Annotated in this window: 17 protein-coding genes; 5 read left to right on the top strand and 12 right to left on the bottom strand. The window is 71.4% G+C overall.

The window, feature by feature from the left end; genetic code table 11:
• Window positions 1-789: 789 nt before the first annotated feature.
• Genes LWP59_RS21415 through LWP59_RS21425 form a run of 3 tightly spaced genes read right to left on the bottom strand, consistent with a single transcriptional unit; the run spans window position 790 to window position 2,323 of the window.
• Window positions 790-1,425: an anti-sigma factor family protein gene (locus LWP59_RS21415; RefSeq protein ID WP_144645029.1), complete on the bottom strand. Its 636-nt coding sequence runs from the start codon at window positions 1,423-1,425 to the stop codon at window positions 790-792.
• A complete protein-coding gene (locus LWP59_RS21420; protein ID WP_144645031.1) occupies window positions 1,422-1,934 on the bottom strand; it encodes a sigma-70 family RNA polymerase sigma factor in 513 nt (170 codons plus the stop codon). Before LWP59_RS21420 ends, LWP59_RS21415 begins: the two co-directional genes overlap by 4 nt.
• Window positions 1,931-2,323, bottom strand: a complete 393-nt coding sequence (locus LWP59_RS21425; protein WP_144645057.1) for a hypothetical protein — start codon at window positions 2,321-2,323, stop codon at window positions 1,931-1,933. Before LWP59_RS21425 ends, LWP59_RS21420 begins: the two co-directional genes overlap by 4 nt.
• Before the next feature lie 116 nt (window positions 2,324-2,439).
• On the opposite strand from LWP59_RS21425, the gene LWP59_RS21430 reads away from it, so the two are divergent.
• Entirely contained in the window at window positions 2,440-2,892 is a 453-nt protein-coding gene (locus tag LWP59_RS21430; protein WP_144645033.1) for a QcrA and Rieske domain-containing protein, read from the top strand.
• A gap of 5 nt (window positions 2,893-2,897) precedes the next feature.
• Here the strand turns inward: LWP59_RS21430 and LWP59_RS21435 are convergent, their stop codons facing one another.
• Window positions 2,898-3,350: a PTS sugar transporter subunit IIA gene (locus tag LWP59_RS21435; RefSeq protein WP_144645035.1), complete on the bottom strand. Its 453-nt coding sequence runs from the start codon at window positions 3,348-3,350 to the stop codon at window positions 2,898-2,900.
• Between the two features lie 61 nt (window positions 3,351-3,411).
• Entirely contained in the window at window positions 3,412-3,648 is a 237-nt protein-coding gene (locus LWP59_RS21440; RefSeq protein ID WP_144645037.1) for a glucose PTS transporter subunit EIIB, read from the bottom strand.
• 170 nt (window positions 3,649-3,818) lie between these two features.
• Here LWP59_RS21440 and LWP59_RS21445 point away from each other — a divergent pair, with 170 nt between their 5' ends.
• From LWP59_RS21445 to LWP59_RS21460, 4 genes are all read left to right on the top strand, one after another.
• Complete coding sequence (locus tag LWP59_RS21445) at window positions 3,819-4,586, top strand: GntR family transcriptional regulator (RefSeq protein WP_144645039.1); 768 nt, start codon at window positions 3,819-3,821, stop codon at window positions 4,584-4,586.
• Window positions 4,583-5,809 (top strand): PTS transporter subunit EIIC, encoded by a 1,227-nt coding sequence (locus LWP59_RS21450; RefSeq protein WP_186383600.1) that lies wholly within the window; start codon window positions 4,583-4,585, stop codon window positions 5,807-5,809. The genes LWP59_RS21445 and LWP59_RS21450 overlap by 4 nt, the downstream gene beginning before the upstream one ends.
• Before the next feature lie 63 nt (window positions 5,810-5,872).
• Window positions 5,873-6,688 (top strand): serine hydrolase domain-containing protein, encoded by an 816-nt coding sequence (locus LWP59_RS21455; protein WP_144645041.1) that lies wholly within the window; start codon window positions 5,873-5,875, stop codon window positions 6,686-6,688.
• Window positions 6,689-6,815: 127 nt separating this feature from the next.
• The gene (locus tag LWP59_RS21460; protein ID WP_144645043.1) at window positions 6,816-7,610 is read left to right on the top strand and encodes a S1 family peptidase; all 795 of its coding nucleotides are present in this window, start codon (window positions 6,816-6,818) and stop codon (window positions 7,608-7,610) included.
• On the opposite strand, the gene LWP59_RS21465 is transcribed toward LWP59_RS21460, so the two are convergent.
• The 7 genes from LWP59_RS21465 to alaS are packed head-to-tail and all read right to left on the bottom strand — an operon-like array spanning window position 7,603 to window position 14,913.
• Complete coding sequence (locus tag LWP59_RS21465; RefSeq protein WP_144645045.1) at window positions 7,603-8,550, bottom strand: D-2-hydroxyacid dehydrogenase family protein; 948 nt, start codon at window positions 8,548-8,550, stop codon at window positions 7,603-7,605. The two genes, LWP59_RS21460 and LWP59_RS21465, sit on opposite strands and share 8 nt — an antisense overlap.
• Window positions 8,547-8,759 carry a hypothetical protein gene (locus tag LWP59_RS21470; protein WP_144645047.1) on the bottom strand — a complete coding sequence of 71 codons (213 nt, stop codon included), beginning with the start codon at window positions 8,757-8,759 and terminating at the stop codon, window positions 8,547-8,549. The genes LWP59_RS21465 and LWP59_RS21470 overlap by 4 nt, the downstream gene beginning before the upstream one ends.
• Complete coding sequence (locus tag LWP59_RS21475) at window positions 8,753-9,322, bottom strand: GrpB family protein (protein ID WP_144645049.1); 570 nt, start codon at window positions 9,320-9,322, stop codon at window positions 8,753-8,755. The genes LWP59_RS21470 and LWP59_RS21475 overlap by 7 nt, the downstream gene beginning before the upstream one ends.
• 36 nt (window positions 9,323-9,358) lie before the next feature.
• Entirely contained in the window at window positions 9,359-10,189 is an 831-nt protein-coding gene (locus LWP59_RS21480) for a shikimate dehydrogenase (protein WP_144645061.1), read from the bottom strand.
• A gap of 7 nt (window positions 10,190-10,196) precedes the next feature.
• Window positions 10,197-11,768 carry an endolytic transglycosylase MltG gene (gene mltG / locus LWP59_RS21485; RefSeq protein ID WP_233921920.1) on the bottom strand — a complete coding sequence of 524 codons (1,572 nt, stop codon included), beginning with the start codon at window positions 11,766-11,768 and terminating at the stop codon, window positions 10,197-10,199.
• Window positions 11,765-12,256 carry a Holliday junction resolvase RuvX gene (gene ruvX, locus LWP59_RS21490; RefSeq protein WP_144642227.1) on the bottom strand — a complete coding sequence of 164 codons (492 nt, stop codon included), beginning with the start codon at window positions 12,254-12,256 and terminating at the stop codon, window positions 11,765-11,767. The genes mltG and ruvX overlap by 4 nt, the downstream gene beginning before the upstream one ends.
• The gene (gene alaS / locus LWP59_RS21495; RefSeq protein WP_144642226.1) at window positions 12,253-14,913 is read right to left on the bottom strand and encodes an alanine--tRNA ligase; all 2,661 of its coding nucleotides are present in this window, start codon (window positions 14,911-14,913) and stop codon (window positions 12,253-12,255) included. The genes ruvX and alaS overlap by 4 nt, the downstream gene beginning before the upstream one ends.
• Window positions 14,914-14,973: the final 60 nt, after the last annotated feature.

Here is a 14,973-nt window from a genome sequence, read left to right on the forward strand (position 1 = left end):
TAGGCGGCAGCCGTGCCCCAGGCGGGCCAGCGGGAGCACCAGCGTGAAATGGCGAGCGGCGGGGTTGGTTGAGGCGGGAAGTCGCAGCGCCCGGTTGGGGGTAGGCGGCGACCGTGGCCCAGGCGGGCCAGCGGGAGAGGACGTGAGGTGGCGAGCGGTAGCGCTGGCTGAGATGGGCAGCGGGAGCGCCCCATGTGAAGTGGCGAGTGGTAACCCTGGTTGAGGCCAGACGCGGCGGGCTGGCTACGCGGCAGATGGCAGCGCCAGCGTGACATGGCAGAGGCAACGCTGGGGGCAATGGCAAGCAGCAGCGCTGGTTTCAGGTAGCGACGGGCACGCTGGTGCAGACGGCGAACAGCGGTGGTCGGTTGCGCGAGCAGCAGCGGCGCTCAGTTGCGGCGGCGAAGTGGGACCGAGCGGCAACGCTGATCAGTGGCGGCGACCGGCAGCGCTCCGCTGACGCAGCAGGTAGCGGCGAAGTGGGACCGAGCGGCAACGCTGATCTGCGAGGCGAGCGATAGCGCTAGCCGACGCGGCAGGCAAGGGCGGCGAAGTTGGGCAAGGAGCCGCAACACCGACGTGACACCGCAAGCGGCAGCACCGACCCGAGGCAGCAAGCCGCACCATGGACCCGGGGCCGCAAGCGGCAACACCGACCTGACGCTGCAAGCCACAACGCCAACCCGGGGCCGCAAGCCGTAACGCCAACCAGACACCACAAGCCGCAACACCGACTCGGGGCAGCAAGCACGAGCGGCCACGGCCCGGAACGAGACCCAAGAACCCCGATCAGGGCTGCCAGCGCAGTACTGCCAGCCCGGAGGCGGTGCGGATCTCCAGCGACTGGATGTCGTTCGGGGACATGGACGTGTCCAGCGAGATCTTGGCCGTGCGGTTGGGGTCCGCCCACCAGCTGGCCAGGTCCTCCTCCGTCCCATCGGGCCGGACCGCGACCAGCCGGTAGTCCGCCCCGTACGCCGCGCCCTGGTACTCGCACGACATGTCCACCCTCGAGCCACCCGAGACGGCGGCCACCGCCGCCGTCGCCTGGACCGGGGCCGCGATCAACGGGGTCATCGCCGTCCCGCCGACGCCACCTCCGGTCTGGGGCAGCACGATCGCCAGCGCCACCGCCGCGGCCGCCGCCACCCCGACGCCGAACGTCGTGAACGTGCGGCGCCGGCGGATCTTGCGCACCGAGTGCAGCATCGACGGCAGCAACCCCGCCGGCGGCTCGCCCGTCTCGGCCATCTCCGGCCCCACCTGCGCCAGCAACCCCGGCAGACCGGCCAGCTCCTGCACCGACCGCGCGCACTCCGGGCACTCCTTGAGGTGCGCCTCGAAGGCGGCCCGGTCCTCCGGGGACAACGCACCGAGGACGTACGCCGCATCGTAGGTCTCGAACTCGTCCGCCGGCCTGCTCATTGGGTCACCCCCCTCTCCTCCAGCGCGAGCCGCAGCGCGCGCAACGCGTAGTGCGTCCGCGACTTCACCGTGCCCGGCGCCACCCCGAGCACGCCGGCCGCGTCCGCGACCGAGTACCCCTGGAAGTAGCACAGCCCCAGCACCTCGCGGTGAGCCGCGGACAGTTCCCCCAGTGCCTCCGCCACGAGCCAGCCCTGCAACGCCCGCTCCGTGCCGTCGGGCATGGCCAGCTCGGGCGGCGCGTCGGTCATCACCTCCGAGCGGGCGGCGGCCGAGCGCCACCCGTCGATCGCGATCCGCCGCGCCACCGTGAACAACCAGGCCCTGGCCGATCCCTGCGACTGGTCCAGGACCCGCGGGTGCTTCCACGCGCGCAACAGGGTCTCCTGCACCAGGTCCTCGGCCCGGGCCCGGTCTCCTCCGGTCAGCCGCAACGCGTAGGACCAGAGCGCGGCCGCGTGATCGTCGTGCAGCGCGCGCATCAACTGGTCTTCCGCGGCCTCCTTCATACCCGGGCGACCGCCCTTGCCCCGGTCCGCGCCTGCGCGAAGATCAGCGCGATCCCGAACACGACGCAGCCGGCCTCGGTCACCACGCCCCACACCTCCGACGCCATCACGAACTCCTCGTGCACGCCCATCAGCCCGCCGGGCGTCAGCGAGATCAGGTACGCGCCCAGCGTCACCGCGCCGAACCCGACCGCCGCCAGCACCGGCAGCCAGTGGTGCCACACCGCCACCGCCACCGCGATCGCCACCCCGGCGACCACGTTGACCAGGAACAACGGCCCGATCGTGGGGATGTCGGAGAAGCCCTCGTTCGCATACAGGTCGTAGTGCACCCACGCCGACCCGAGCAGGCCCAGGATCACCAGGACCCGCAGCACCCACGCCACCATGTCCGACCCCATCTCCTCGCCGGAAAACCGTACAACCGTTCCCACGAGGCACCCCCCGGATCGGTTCAAGACGCACCACCTTGAACCGATCCGGGGGTCACTGCGTGAACAGAGGCATGACTGCTGAAACACCCACCCGTCGTACCGTCCTGACCACCGGGATCGCCGCGGCCGGTGCCGCGGCCGGTGCGGTCGCGCTCGCGGCCTGCGGCACCGACTCGGGGCCGTCCTCCAGTTCCGGCGGAGGTTCCGGCGACACGGTCGCGCCCGCGCCGTCGGGCACCGCCGTCGGCACGATCTCCGACGTGCAGGTCGGCAAGTGCAAGTCGGTCACCGTGAACGGCCAGGCGGCCATCCTGGCCCGGCCCACCGAGAGCAGTGCGGCGTGCTTCAGCGCCATCTGCACGCACCAGGGCTGCACGGTCAACCCGGACGGCAACCAGCTCAAGTGCCCGTGCCACGGTTCCGTGTTCGACGCGCTCACCGGCGCGGTCGTGAAGGGGCCGGCGGAGTCGCCGCTGCCGTCGATCGCGGTCAAGGTCGACGGCAGCAGCGTCGTCACCGCCTGACGCCGCTAGGCCCAGACGAACAGCTGCTCACCGGCGGTCACGGCACCGTCGGTGAGCAGCTCCGACAGCCCTTCCGCGGCCGCGTCGAGCGCGACCACCGGCACCACGGGCGAGTAGCCCGCGGCACGCACCGCGTCGGGGTTCCAGCGGATCAGCGGCTGCCCCGCCCGCACGGACTCGCCCTTCACCACGTGCAGGGTGAAGCCCTCCCCCTTCTGCTTCACCGTGTCGATGCCCAGGTGCACCAGCACGCCCTTGCCGTCGGCGCCCGCGACGACGAACGCGTGCGGGTGCAGGGTCACGACGGTGCCGTCGATCGGCGCCACCGCCTCCTGTTCCCCGCCCGCGGGCTGCACGGCGACACCCGGCCCGACCATCGCCTGCGCGAACACCGGGTCGGGCACCTCGCTCATCGGCACCGCATTGCCCGGCACCGGGCTCGCCACGACCGTGCTCACCGGCGCACCTCGCTGCGCCCGGCGCCCCTGCGAGCAGGTGCTGCCGCGTCGAATGATGCGCTCACAGCAGGTCCTGGATGTCCTCGGCGATCGTGTCGGCCTCCGGGCCCACCACGACCTGGACCACCGAGCCCATCTTCATCACCCCGTGCGCACCGGCCTTCTTCAGCGCCGCCTCGTCCACGACGGAGCCGTCCTGCAGCTCGCACCGCAGCCGCGTGATGCAGCCTTCGATGTCGATGATGTTCCCGGCGCCTCCGAGCGCCGCGAGAATCTTTTCCGGCCTGTCGTCGGCCACGGCGGCCTCCTTCTCCTCTGGTCTGAACACGTTCCCGTAACGGCGGTTGACACCCCAACGGTAGGCGGAGCATTCTGCCCCATCAAGAAATGGTCTAGACCGGAACGTACCAATCTTCGGTGCCAGGTGCGAGCCCTGGACCGAAGCCGAGACAAAACGGAGGTGGCGACATGGCGGCACCCGACGTCGCCGCCGACCGGGTGGTGGACGGCCCCACGCCGAAACACGCCCAGCTGCGGGAGATCCTGCGCCGCACCATCGAGCAGGAGCTCCCGCCCGGCTCGCCCATCCCGTCGGAGCGTGAGCTCGCCGAGCGGTACACCGTCTCGCGGCTCACCGTCCGCTCGGCCATCGGGAAGCTGGTCGAGGAAGGCCTGCTGACCAGGGCACGGGGCAAGGGCACCTTCACCGCGGCGCGGCGGATGGAGCTGCAGCTCTACCTCATGTCGTTCACCGGCGACATGCGCCGGCGCGGGCTCGTGCCCACCACCGAGGTGCTCGAACGGGCGGTGGAGGTCCCGCCACCGCCCACCGCGAGCGCGCTCGGCCTCGCCGGCGGCCGGCCCGCCTACCGGCTCCAGCGCCTGCGCCGGGCCGACGGCGTCCCGCTCGCGCTCGAGCGGGGCTGGTACCACCCCGGGCCGGTGCCCGGGCTGCTCGAGCTGGACCTCACCCAGTCGCTCTACGAGCAGATCGCACGTCAGTACGACCTCCGCTTCGACCACGCCCGGCAGACCGTCTGGGCCGAAGCGGCGGACCGGGAGACCGCGCGGCTGCTGGGCATCCGCGCGGGCGCCCCGCTCCTGGTCTTCCGCCGGATCTCCACCACCAGGGGAGAACCGGTCGAGGACATCACCTCGTGGTACCGGGGCGACCGGTACCAGGTGAGCATGCAACTGGACCCGACACTCCCCGCCGAACACGGAGGTATCCCGTGAGCACCACCACCGCCGAAGGATCGACGAGAGGCAAGGGCAGGGGGGTCGCCGGGCTGCAGCGCTTCGGCCGCAGCCTGATGCTGCCCATCGCGACCCTGCCGGCCGCCGGCCTGCTCAACAGGCTCGGCCAGGACGACATGCTCGGCCGCTGGGACGCGACGAAGAAGGTCGCGGCCGTCTTCGCCGCGGCGGGCGGCGGCCTGTTCGACTGGCTGCCACTGCTGTTCGCCGTCGGTATCGCGGTCGGCTTCGCTCGCCGCGGCGACGGCTCGACCGGCGTCGCCGCGGTCGTCGGCTTCGTCGTGTTCAACAAGGTCGTGCAGGTGTTCGCGCCGATCAGCGACCTCGAAGGGTTCAAGGAAGGCTGGTACCTGCAGCCGATCAAGTGGCCCTACAGCGTGCTGGGCGGCGTGATCGTCGGCCTGGTCACCGCGGTGCTGTGGCAGCGGTTCCACCGCATCAAGCTCCCCCCGTACCTGGCGTTCTTCGGTGGCCGCCGGTTCGTGCCGATCATCAACGCGCTCGCCCTGCTGGTCCTGGGCGTCATCTTCGGCCTGATCTTCCCCGCCGTGGACAACGTCATCCAGCACGCGGGCAACGCGGTGACCGGAGCGCCGGTGATCGGTGGCGGCGTCTACGGCCTGCTCAACCGGCTGCTCCTGCCGATCGGGCTGCACCAGCTGATCAACGTGCCGGTCTGGTTCATCTTCAAGGGCGGCGACATCACCAACTTCTTCAACGGGGACCCGAACGCGGGCGCGTTCACCACGGGCTTCTTCCCGATCTTCATGTTCGCGCTGCCCGCCGCGGCGCTGGCGATCTGGCAGACCGCCCGGCCGGAGCAGAAGAAGGTGGTCGGCGGCATCATGATCGCCGCGGCGCTGACCTCGTTCCTGACCGGTGTCACCGAGCCGATCGAGTTCGCGTTCATGTTCGTGGCGTGGCCGCTGTACCTGATGCACGCCGTGCTCACGGGCATCTCGCTGGCGGTCTGCAACGCACTGGGCATCCACCTGAGCTTCTCGTTCTCGGCAGGCGCGATCGACTTCGCGCTCAACGCGGGGGCACCGGCGGCGGCGAAGGCGTGGTTGCTGATCCCGATCGGCCTGGTCTTCGCGGTGATCTACTACTTCGTGTTCCGCTGGGTCATCATCAAGTGGAACCTGCGCACCCCCGGCCGCGAGGAGGAGGGCGCGGAGGTCAGCGACACCACCAAGGTCTGACGCACTCGGCGGACGGGCCCCGGCGCGAAATCCGCGCCGGGGCCTTCGTCGTAGGGTGGGCGCGTGGACAGCGTGCGCGGGATCGACGAATGGCCGGTGGACAACGCGGCGGCGGCCGTGGTCGGGGCGAACGGCACCGTGCTCGGGCAGCACGGCGATGCGAACCGGCAGTACAGGCTGGCGTCGGTGACGAAGCTGCTCACCGCCTACACCGCGCACATCGCGCTCGAAGAGGGCGTGGTCGAGCTGGACACCCCGGCGGGCCCCGAGGGCTCGACCATCCGGCACCTGCTCGCCCACGCCTCCGGCCTCGCCTTCAACGAGCACCGGCAGATGGCACCCGCCGGCACGCGGCGGCTCTACTCCAACGCGGGCTTCGAGGAGCTGGCCGAGGCCCTCGCCGAGCACTCCGGCATCCCCTTCGCCGAGTACCAGTCCGAAGCGCTGTTCGTCCCGCTGGGCATGGGCGCGACGAAGATCGAGGGCTCCCCCGCGGCCGGCGCCGTCTCGTGCCTGCGCGACCTCGTCGCGTTCGCCGCCGAGCTGCAGGCACCGACCCTGCTCCACCCGGCCACGCTCGCCGCCGCGACCGAGGTCGCGTTTCCCGGGCTGAGCGGTGTGCTGCCCGGGTTCGGCCACCAGAAGCCCAACGACTGGGGGCTCGGGTTCGAGATCCGCAACGGGAAGAGTCCACATTGGACCGGTTCGGGGAGCTCGCCGCGCACGTTCGGTCACTTCGGCCAGTCGGGCACCTTCCTCTGGGTGGACCCGGTCGCCGGCGCGGCGTGCGTCGCGCTCACCGATCGTGCTTTCGGGCCGTGGGCGGGCGAGGTGTGGCCCCCGTTCACCGATGCGGTGCTGGCCGAACTAAAGGCTTGACCCATTCGGGGCCAATCGGATGTTCCCGACTTCAGTAGGGTATTGACCGCCTTCGCGGGCCGATAGTTTTTCTTTCGCTGGGCCAGTTTTCTCGCACGATTCCCTCACCCTGCGGAGGTATCTCGTCATGCGGTTCTCCCGGTTGCGCCGCGCCCTGGTGGGCTTCGGCGTGCTCGCGACGGCTCTGACCACCCTGGCCACCGGCACGGCCCAGGCGGCCCAGCCGTTCGTCGTCGGCGGCCAGAACGCGAGCCAGGGCCAGTTCCCGTGGATGGTGCGCCTGTCGATGGGTTGCGGCGGCGCGCTGGTCGCGTCGAAGGTGGTGCTGACCGCCGCGCACTGCGTCGACGGCACCGGCGCCAACTCCGGCATCACCGCCACCATCGGCAAGGTCGACCTGCAGGCGAGCGGCGGGCAGTCGATCCGGTCGACCTACGTCTACCGCAGCCCGCAGTACGCCAGCACCGGCGCGCAGGACTGGGCGCTGATCGAGCTGGCCTCGGCCCCGTCCGCGCCGCTGCTCACGATCGCCGCGCAGGGCCAGACCTCGCTCAACACCGGCAACTTCACGATCATGGGCTGGGGCTCGACCACCGAGGGCGGCGGCCAGTCGCGCTACCTCAAGTACGCGACGGTGCCGTTCGTGTCGGACTCCTCCTGCCAGCAGTCTTACGGCAGCGACCTGCAGCCGGCCTACGAGCTGTGCGCCGGGTACTCCCAGGGCGGGGTCGACACCTGTCAGGGCGACTCCGGCGGCCCCATGGTGAAGAAGGACTCGGCAGGCGACTGGGTCGAGGTCGGCATCGTCAGCTGGGGCCAGGGCTGCGCCGAGCCCGGCTATCCCGGCGTCTACGGCGAGGTGCAGTCGTTCTCGAACAACATCAAGGCCCGGATCAGCTCCACCGGGACCGTGCTCAGGTAAGGCTCATCACCCGCACCGGCTCGCCGGCCCGGTAGGCCACGATGTCCTCGACCGCGTCGCGGAAGAAGATCTCGTACACGTCGCGGGTCACGTAGCCCAGGTGCGGGGTGAGCAGCGCGTTGTCCAGTGTCCGCAGCGGATGGTCGGCGGGCAGCGGCTCGGTGTCGAACACGTCGAGTGCCGCCCCGCCGATCTCCCCGCTGCGCAACACCTCCAGCAGCGCGGCCTCCTCGACGATCGGGCCGCGTGAGGTGTTGACCAGCCAGGCGTGCGGCTTCATCAGGGCCAGCTCCGCCGCCCCGACGAGGCCGCGGGTGCGCTTGCTCAGCACCAGATGGACCGAGAGCACGTCGGACCGGGAGAACAGCTCCTCCTTCGACACGGCCGTCACCTCGTGCTCGGCGGCGCGCTCGGCGGTCAGGTTCTGGCTCCAGGCGATCGTCTCCATGCCGAACGCCTGCCCGACCTTCGCCACCCGCGAACCGAGCCGGCCCAGCCCCAGCAGGCCCAGCGTGCGGCCGTGCAGCGGGGTGCCGACCGTGCTCTGCCAGCCGCCCGCGCGCATCGCGGGCAGCTCCACGGCGAGGTTGCGCATCGCCGCCAGGATCAGCGCCCAGGTGTGCTCGGCCGTCGGATGCGACAGGTAGCCGGTGCCGCACACCAGGATGCCGTGTTCCGCCGCGGCCTTCAGGTCGATCGCCGCGTTCCGCTGCCCGGTGCTGACCAGCAGCTTCAGGTCGGTCAGCCGGGCGAGCACCTCCGCGGGGAAGCGGGTGCGCTCGCGCATGGCGACCACGACCTCCGCCCCGGCGAGCCGGGCGACCAGCTCGTCGGGGTCGGCGATGTGGGAGGTGAACACCTCGATGTCGGCGTCGAGGGATGTCCAGTCGGCGAACTCGAGTGCCACGTTCTGGTAGTCGTCGAGGATGGCGATCTTCACCCGCCCGACGGTACCCGTTCGCTGATCGCGCGGAAGTACAGCAACCGCGGCGCGGTCCGCAGCAGCGGGCGCCCGCCGACCGTGAACGAGTCCTCGACCTGCTCGGTGCGGAAGTAGTCCGGGCGGTCGAACCAGGCGCTGGCGGCGTTCGTGACCGACTGCTCGTCGTAGGGCACGGCCAGCTCGTCGTACTGGGTCCGCGTCACCACGCACGCTCCAGGATGTCGTCCACCACGCCGTTCTTGGCGTCGGCGTAGTTCTGGATGTACTTCCAGGTGCGCGCCGCGAGCTCGCGCTTCGTGCTCGCGTACAGCTCGCGGTCGGTTTCGTGGGTGCGCAGGCGTTCCCGGAACCTCAGGTACCGGTCGATCTCCCCGCAACCGGGCGAGTAGACGTGCAGGTTGACGTCCGTGTCGGGTCCCTTGAAGCAGCGGTGCTCGTTCCAGTGCGGTTCGCGGATGGCGAGCCGGTAGCCCGCGGCTTCGAGCGCGGGGACGTACGAGGTCTCGTCGGCGGAGTCCGGGACGACGAGCAGGACGTCGATGACCGGCTTGGCGCACAGGCCGGGCACCGAGGTGGAGCCGATGTGTTCCAGCAGCACGACCCGGTCCCCCAGGACCGAGCGGATGCGGGTGGCTTCCCGCTCGTAGAGCCGGGGCCATCGCGGGTCGTACTCGGCGAGCGTGACTGTCGTGTCGAGCACGGGTGGTTCGGCCACCCAGGAGGCGTGGATCTCCTCGTCGGACGACGGGGTCCGTCCAGGCTTGGGCATGACTGTCCCTTCTTCAAGGCAGTCGGCCAACGTAACTCAGGCGATGGGCAGCGGCAACACGTTTTCCGTGGCGGCCCGCAGCGCGTCGCGCATCGCCGCCCGTGGCGCCGGCTGCCCGGTGAACTGCTCGACCTGCCCGAAAGCCTGGTGCAGCAACATGTCCAGGCCCGTCGCCACCCGGCCGCCACGCGCCGCGACCGCTTCCGCGAGCGGCGTCGGCCACGGGTGGTAGATGACGTCGAGGACGCAGTCCGCCGCGGCCAGCTCGGCCGCGTGCTCCGCGACAGCGGCCGGCGGGACGGTCGACACGAGCACCGACGCGTCGGAGACGGCCTTCGCGAAGTCCACCTCGGCCCAGACGAGCACCTCGGTCTCGACCCCCGCCCGCTGCGCCGCGGCGATCGTCTCGCCTGCCCGTGCGGGATCCCGCACGACCAGCCGGGCCCGCGCGACGCCCAGCTCGGCGAACGCGACGACCGTGGCCGCCGCGGTGCCACCCGCCCCGAGGATCACCCCGGTCGAACCGGTCGCTGCGGTGAAGCCGCCCGCGAAGCGCAGCGCGCCGACGACGCCGTCCACGTCGGTGCAGTCGGCGAACCAGCCGGAGTCCTCGCGCACCAGCGTGTTCGCCGCGCCCGCGGCACGCGCCCGCGCGGACGCCCGCGTCGCGAACTCGAGCGCGGCCCGCTTCCCGGGCATGGTGACCGAGAGCCCGGCCCACTCGGGGCCGAGCGCGGAGACGAACCCCGCCAGCCCGGCCGCATCCAGCTCGACGCGCTCGTAGGTCCAGTCGGCCAGCCCGAGCGCCCGGTACGCGGCCTCGTGCAGCACCGGCGACAGCGAGTGCGCCACCGGCTTGCCGAGCACCGCCGCTCTAGTACGCACCGCGCTGCCTCGCGAGCTCCTTGTTCTGCTTGTGCTCGTCCAGCGTCGTGGCGAAGCAGGACACCCCGTTCTTGTCGCACTTGACGAAGTACAGCCAGGACCCTTCGGTGGGCTGCAGGGCGGCCTGGATCGCGTCCGAGCTGGGCGAGCCGATCGGGGTGGGTGGCAGGCCCGCAACCGAGTAGGTGTTGTAGACCCCCGGGCGCCCGCGGTCGGCGTCGGTCGTCGTCACGACCGGCTTGTCGAGCAGGTAGTTCACCGTCGAGTCCAGCTGCAGCCGCTGGTTCTGGGCGAGCCGGTTGTAGATGACCCGGGAGATCTTCCCGAAGTCCTGGGTGACCGCCTCCCGCTCCACCAGCGACGCGATGATCAGGATCTGGTACGGGTTCTGCCCCTGCACCGACGAGGACGCCGCGAGCCCGGCGGCCTGGATCTTGGTCGCCGACTCCTTGAGCACGAAGCCGAGCAGCTCGTCGGCCTTCCAGCCCGGCTTGACGTCGTACACCCCGGGGGCGACCAGGCCCTCGATGCGGCGGGCGTCGGTGCCCTTGGCGGCGGCGCTCGCCGCCCAGTCGGGCACGCCCATCGCGGCCAGGTCCGCGGACGCGGCGACCTTGCGCAGGTCCTCCGCGGACACGCAGGTGCTCTGGCCGTTGAGCTGGGCGCACGAAGCCTTCGACAGCAGCGTGAACACCCCGGGCGTGACGCTGCCGTCGGGCTGGGTCACGTCGTCGAGCTGGGTGCCGGCGCGGACCTGCAGTACGCCGACGCGCGCCCCGGACGAGGTCAGCTTCGCCACGGCCGCGGCGCCGGACATCTTCGTCTTCATCACGTAGTAGCCCGGCTGCAGGCTCAGCACCTTGGAGTTGTCCTCGCTGGCCTTGACGAACGCCTTGCTGCTCGCGACCACCCCGGAGGTCGTCAGCTCCGTGCCGATCGCGTTCGTCGAGTCGCCCTGGCCGATCTCGATGACGACGTCGGAGTCCCCGGTGCCGTCGAAGTCGGCGTAGCCGAAGACCTTGTCGATGCCGTACCACGCGCCGCCGCCGATCAGCACGATCACCGCGAGCGCGCCGACCCAGCGGAATATCCGGCGGCCCCGCTTGGTGCGGCGCGGCGGTTCGTCCTCGTCCTCCGGCGGCTCGATGTACTCGGGCTCGGCACGCTCGTCGTCCTCGGCGTAGTCGTCCTCCGCGTACTCCTCCGCGTACTCCTCCGCGTAGTCGTCCTCGGCGTAGTCGTCCTCGTAGTAGCCGTCGTAGTCCTCGACCGGGATGACCTCGGTCGGCGTCTCGTCCGGCGGGATCGGCCGCGGCCGGCGCGGCCGCGGAGGCGGCGGCTGGCGGCGGTCGTCGAACAGGTCCAGGCCGTGGTCGGACATCGGGGGGCGCCGCACGGGCGGGCGGCGCACCGGAGGCGGCGGGGGCGGCGGCGGGGGTTCGTGCGGCACCGCGCGCGCGTGCCGCGGCGGCTGGCCGCGCGGCGGCAGGGGCGGGGGCGGCGTGCCCTCCGGGCGCCGCCGTCGGCCACCGGGCGGTGGCGGCGGAAGCTCTCGGCTCACGTTCGGCCCTCCCGAGCGAGATAGGCGGCCCGGCCGTCCAGCCAGCCCTGCAAGATCTCGACCGCGGCGGCCTGGTCGACCACCGCCCGCTGCTTGCGTCCCTTGACGCCGCGCTGCGACAGCATGCGGGCCGCGCTGACCGTGGTCAAGCGTTCGTCGGCCAACCGTACCGGGACCGGAGCGACCCGGCCCGCGAGCTGTCCGGCGTAGGCAACGGCGATCTCCGCGGCGGAGCCGTGGCGGTCCGCCAGTGTTCTGGGCAGTCCCACGATCACCTCCACCACCTCGTGCTCGGTGACGAGCCGGGCCAGCTGGTCGAGATCACTGTCGCTGTGCGCATCACGCGAAAGGGTAACGAGTGGGGTCGCGAGCACGGGCGCGGGATCGCTCAGCGCGACGCCGACGCGGACGGAGCCGACGTCCACAGCGAGCCGGCGACCGGCCCCGGGATCGGACTCCCCGGGCCGGTCGGCGTTGCGTGCGGTCACCCCGCGGCGACCGCGGTCCGCAGCGCGGCGATCGCCTGCTCGATGCCCGCCGGGTTCGTGCCGCCGCCCTGCGCCATGTCGGGCTTGCCGCCGCCGCGCCCGCCGATCTCCGGGGCGAACGAGGGCACCAGCTTGCCGGCCGCGAAGCCCTTGTCCCTGGCCTCCTGGGTGGTGGCCACGACGAAGCTCAGCTTTCCTCCCTGCGGCGCGAACAGCGCGACGACTGCCGGACGCGAGCCGAGCCGGTTGCGCACCTCCATCGCGAGCGCGCGCAGGCCGCCGCCGTCGATCTCGCCGCCGACCTGCTCCGCGACCAGCAGCACGCCGTTCAGGTCGCGCGCGGAGTCCGCGAGCGAGCCCGCCGAGCCCAGCACCTGCTGGGTCTTGAGCTGCTCGATCTCCTTCTCGGCGTTGCGCAGCCGGGTCAGCACGTCCTCGACGCGCGAGGGCAGCTCGGCCGTCGGCACCTTCAGCGTGCCCGCCAGCTGCGAGACCAGCAGCTGCTCCTTGCGCACGTGCTTGAGCGCGTCGGTGCCGACCAGGGCCTCGACGCGGTGCACGCCCGACCCGATCGAGGCGTCGCCGACCAGCTTGACCAGGCCCAGCTCGCCGATGCGGCCGACGTGCGTGCCACCGCACAGTTCGCGCGAGTAGTCGCCCATGTCGACCACACGCACGTCGTTGCCGTACTTCTCGCCGAACAGCGCCACCGCGCCCAGCTCGAGCGCCTTGTCCTTGGTCGTGACGTAGGTCTGCACCTCGACGTCGTTCTGGAGGTAGTCGTTGACCTCCTCCTCGACCTCGGTGAGCACGTTCGCCGACACCGGGCCGGGGGTGGTGAAGTCGAACCGCATGCGCCCCGGCGAGTTGAGCGAGCCGGCCTGCGCCGCGCGGCGGCCGTACGCGCCGCGGACGGCGGCGTGCACCAGGTGCGTCGCCGAGTGCGAGCGGGCGATCGAGCCGCGGCGGGCGCCGTCGACCGAGCCGGTCACCTCGGTGTCCAGCCCGATCTCGCCCTCGGTCACCTCCACGCGGTGCACGAACAGGCCCGGCACGACCTTCTGCACGTCGAGCACGTTGGCCTCGCCGCCCTCGCCGACGAGCACGCCGGTGTCGGCGACCTGGCCACCGCTCTCGGCGTAGAACGGGGTGCGGTCCAGGATCAGCTCGGCCTTGTCGCCCGCACGGACACTGCGCACGCCCTGGCCGTCCTTCAGCAGGCCGATCACCTTCGCGCCGGCCTGCAGGTCGGTGTAGCCGAGGAAGTCGGTCTCGCCGTGCTGCTCCAGCAGCTCCCGGTACACCGAGAGGTCGCCGTGGCCCTTCTTGCGGGCCGCCGCATCGGCCTTCGCGCGCTGGCGCTGCTCCTCCATGAGCGTGCGGAAGCCCGCCTCGTCGACCTCGAGGCCCTGCTCGGAGGCCATCTCGAGGGTCAGGTCGATCGGGAAGCCGTACGTGTCGTGCAGCTGGAACGCCTTGTCCCCGGCGAGGATGTTCCGGCCCGCGGACTTGGTCTGCTCGGCGGCGAGGTCGAAGATCCGCACGCCACTGGTGAGCGTGGCGAGGAAGGCCTCCTCCTCCACCCGCATCACGTCGCTGATGCGGTCGAAGTCGCGGGCGATCTCCGGGTACGACGGGGCCATCGCGTCGCGCACCACCGCGGCGAACTCGGGCAGCACCGGCTCCTGCACCCCCAGCAGGCGCATCGAGCGCACGATGCGGCGCAGCAGCCGCCGCAGCACGTAGCCGCGCGCCTCGTTGCCCGGGGTCACGCCGTCACCGATCAGCATCACGCCGGAGCGGGCGTGGTCGGCGATGACGCGGAAGCGGACGTCGTCGACGTGGTCGGCGCCGTAGCGGCGGCCGGAGAACTCCTCGGCCTTCGCGATCACCGGGCGCACCAGGTCGGTCTCGTAGACGTTCTCCACGCCCTGCAGCAGGTACGCCACCCGCTCGACGCCCATGCCGGTGTCGATGTTCTTCCTCGGCAGCGCACCGAGCACGGGGCCGCCCTTCTTCGGGCTCACCTCGCCCCGGACCTCCTGCATGAAGACCAGGTTCCAGATCTCCAGGTAGCGGTCCTCGTCCATCGCCGGGCCGCCGTCGCGGCCGTGCTCGGGGCCGCGGTCGTAGTAGATCTCCGAGCAGGGGCCGCCGGGGCCGGGCACGCCCATGTCCCAGTAGTTGTCGTCCGCGCCGCGCAGCTGGAGGCGGCTCTCCGGGATGTCGGTCGCCTTGCGCCACAACGCGGTGGTCTCGGCGTCGTGCTCGTAGACCGTCGCCCAGATCCGGCCCGGGTCGAGGCCGAGGCCGCCGTCGGCCTGCGACTTCGTGATCAGGTCCCAGGCGAAGGAGATGGCGCCTTCCTTGAAGTAGTCGCCGAAGGAGAAGTTCCCGGCCATCTGGAAGAACGTGTTGTGCCGGGTGGTCTTGCCGACCTCGTCGATGTCGCCGGTGCGCACGCACTTCTGGATGCTGGTCGCGCGCGGGTAGGGCGGCGGGACCTCACCGAGGAAGTACGGCTTGAACTGCACCATGCCCGCGTTGACGAACAGCAGCGTCGGGTCGTCGAGGATGAGCGACGCGCTCGGCACCCGGGTATGGCCGTTCTTCTCGAAGTGTTCGAGGAAGCGCTTGTTGATCTCGTGTGTTTCCACTGGTCTTTCCTTGGGCTGGGCGGCACGACGTGCGCCGCGCCGGGTCTGGCAGGGTGCGGC

The organism is Amycolatopsis acidiphila (genome assembly GCF_021391495.1).
Classification (GTDB): Bacteria; Actinomycetota; Actinomycetes; order Mycobacteriales; family Pseudonocardiaceae; genus Amycolatopsis_E; species Amycolatopsis_E acidiphila.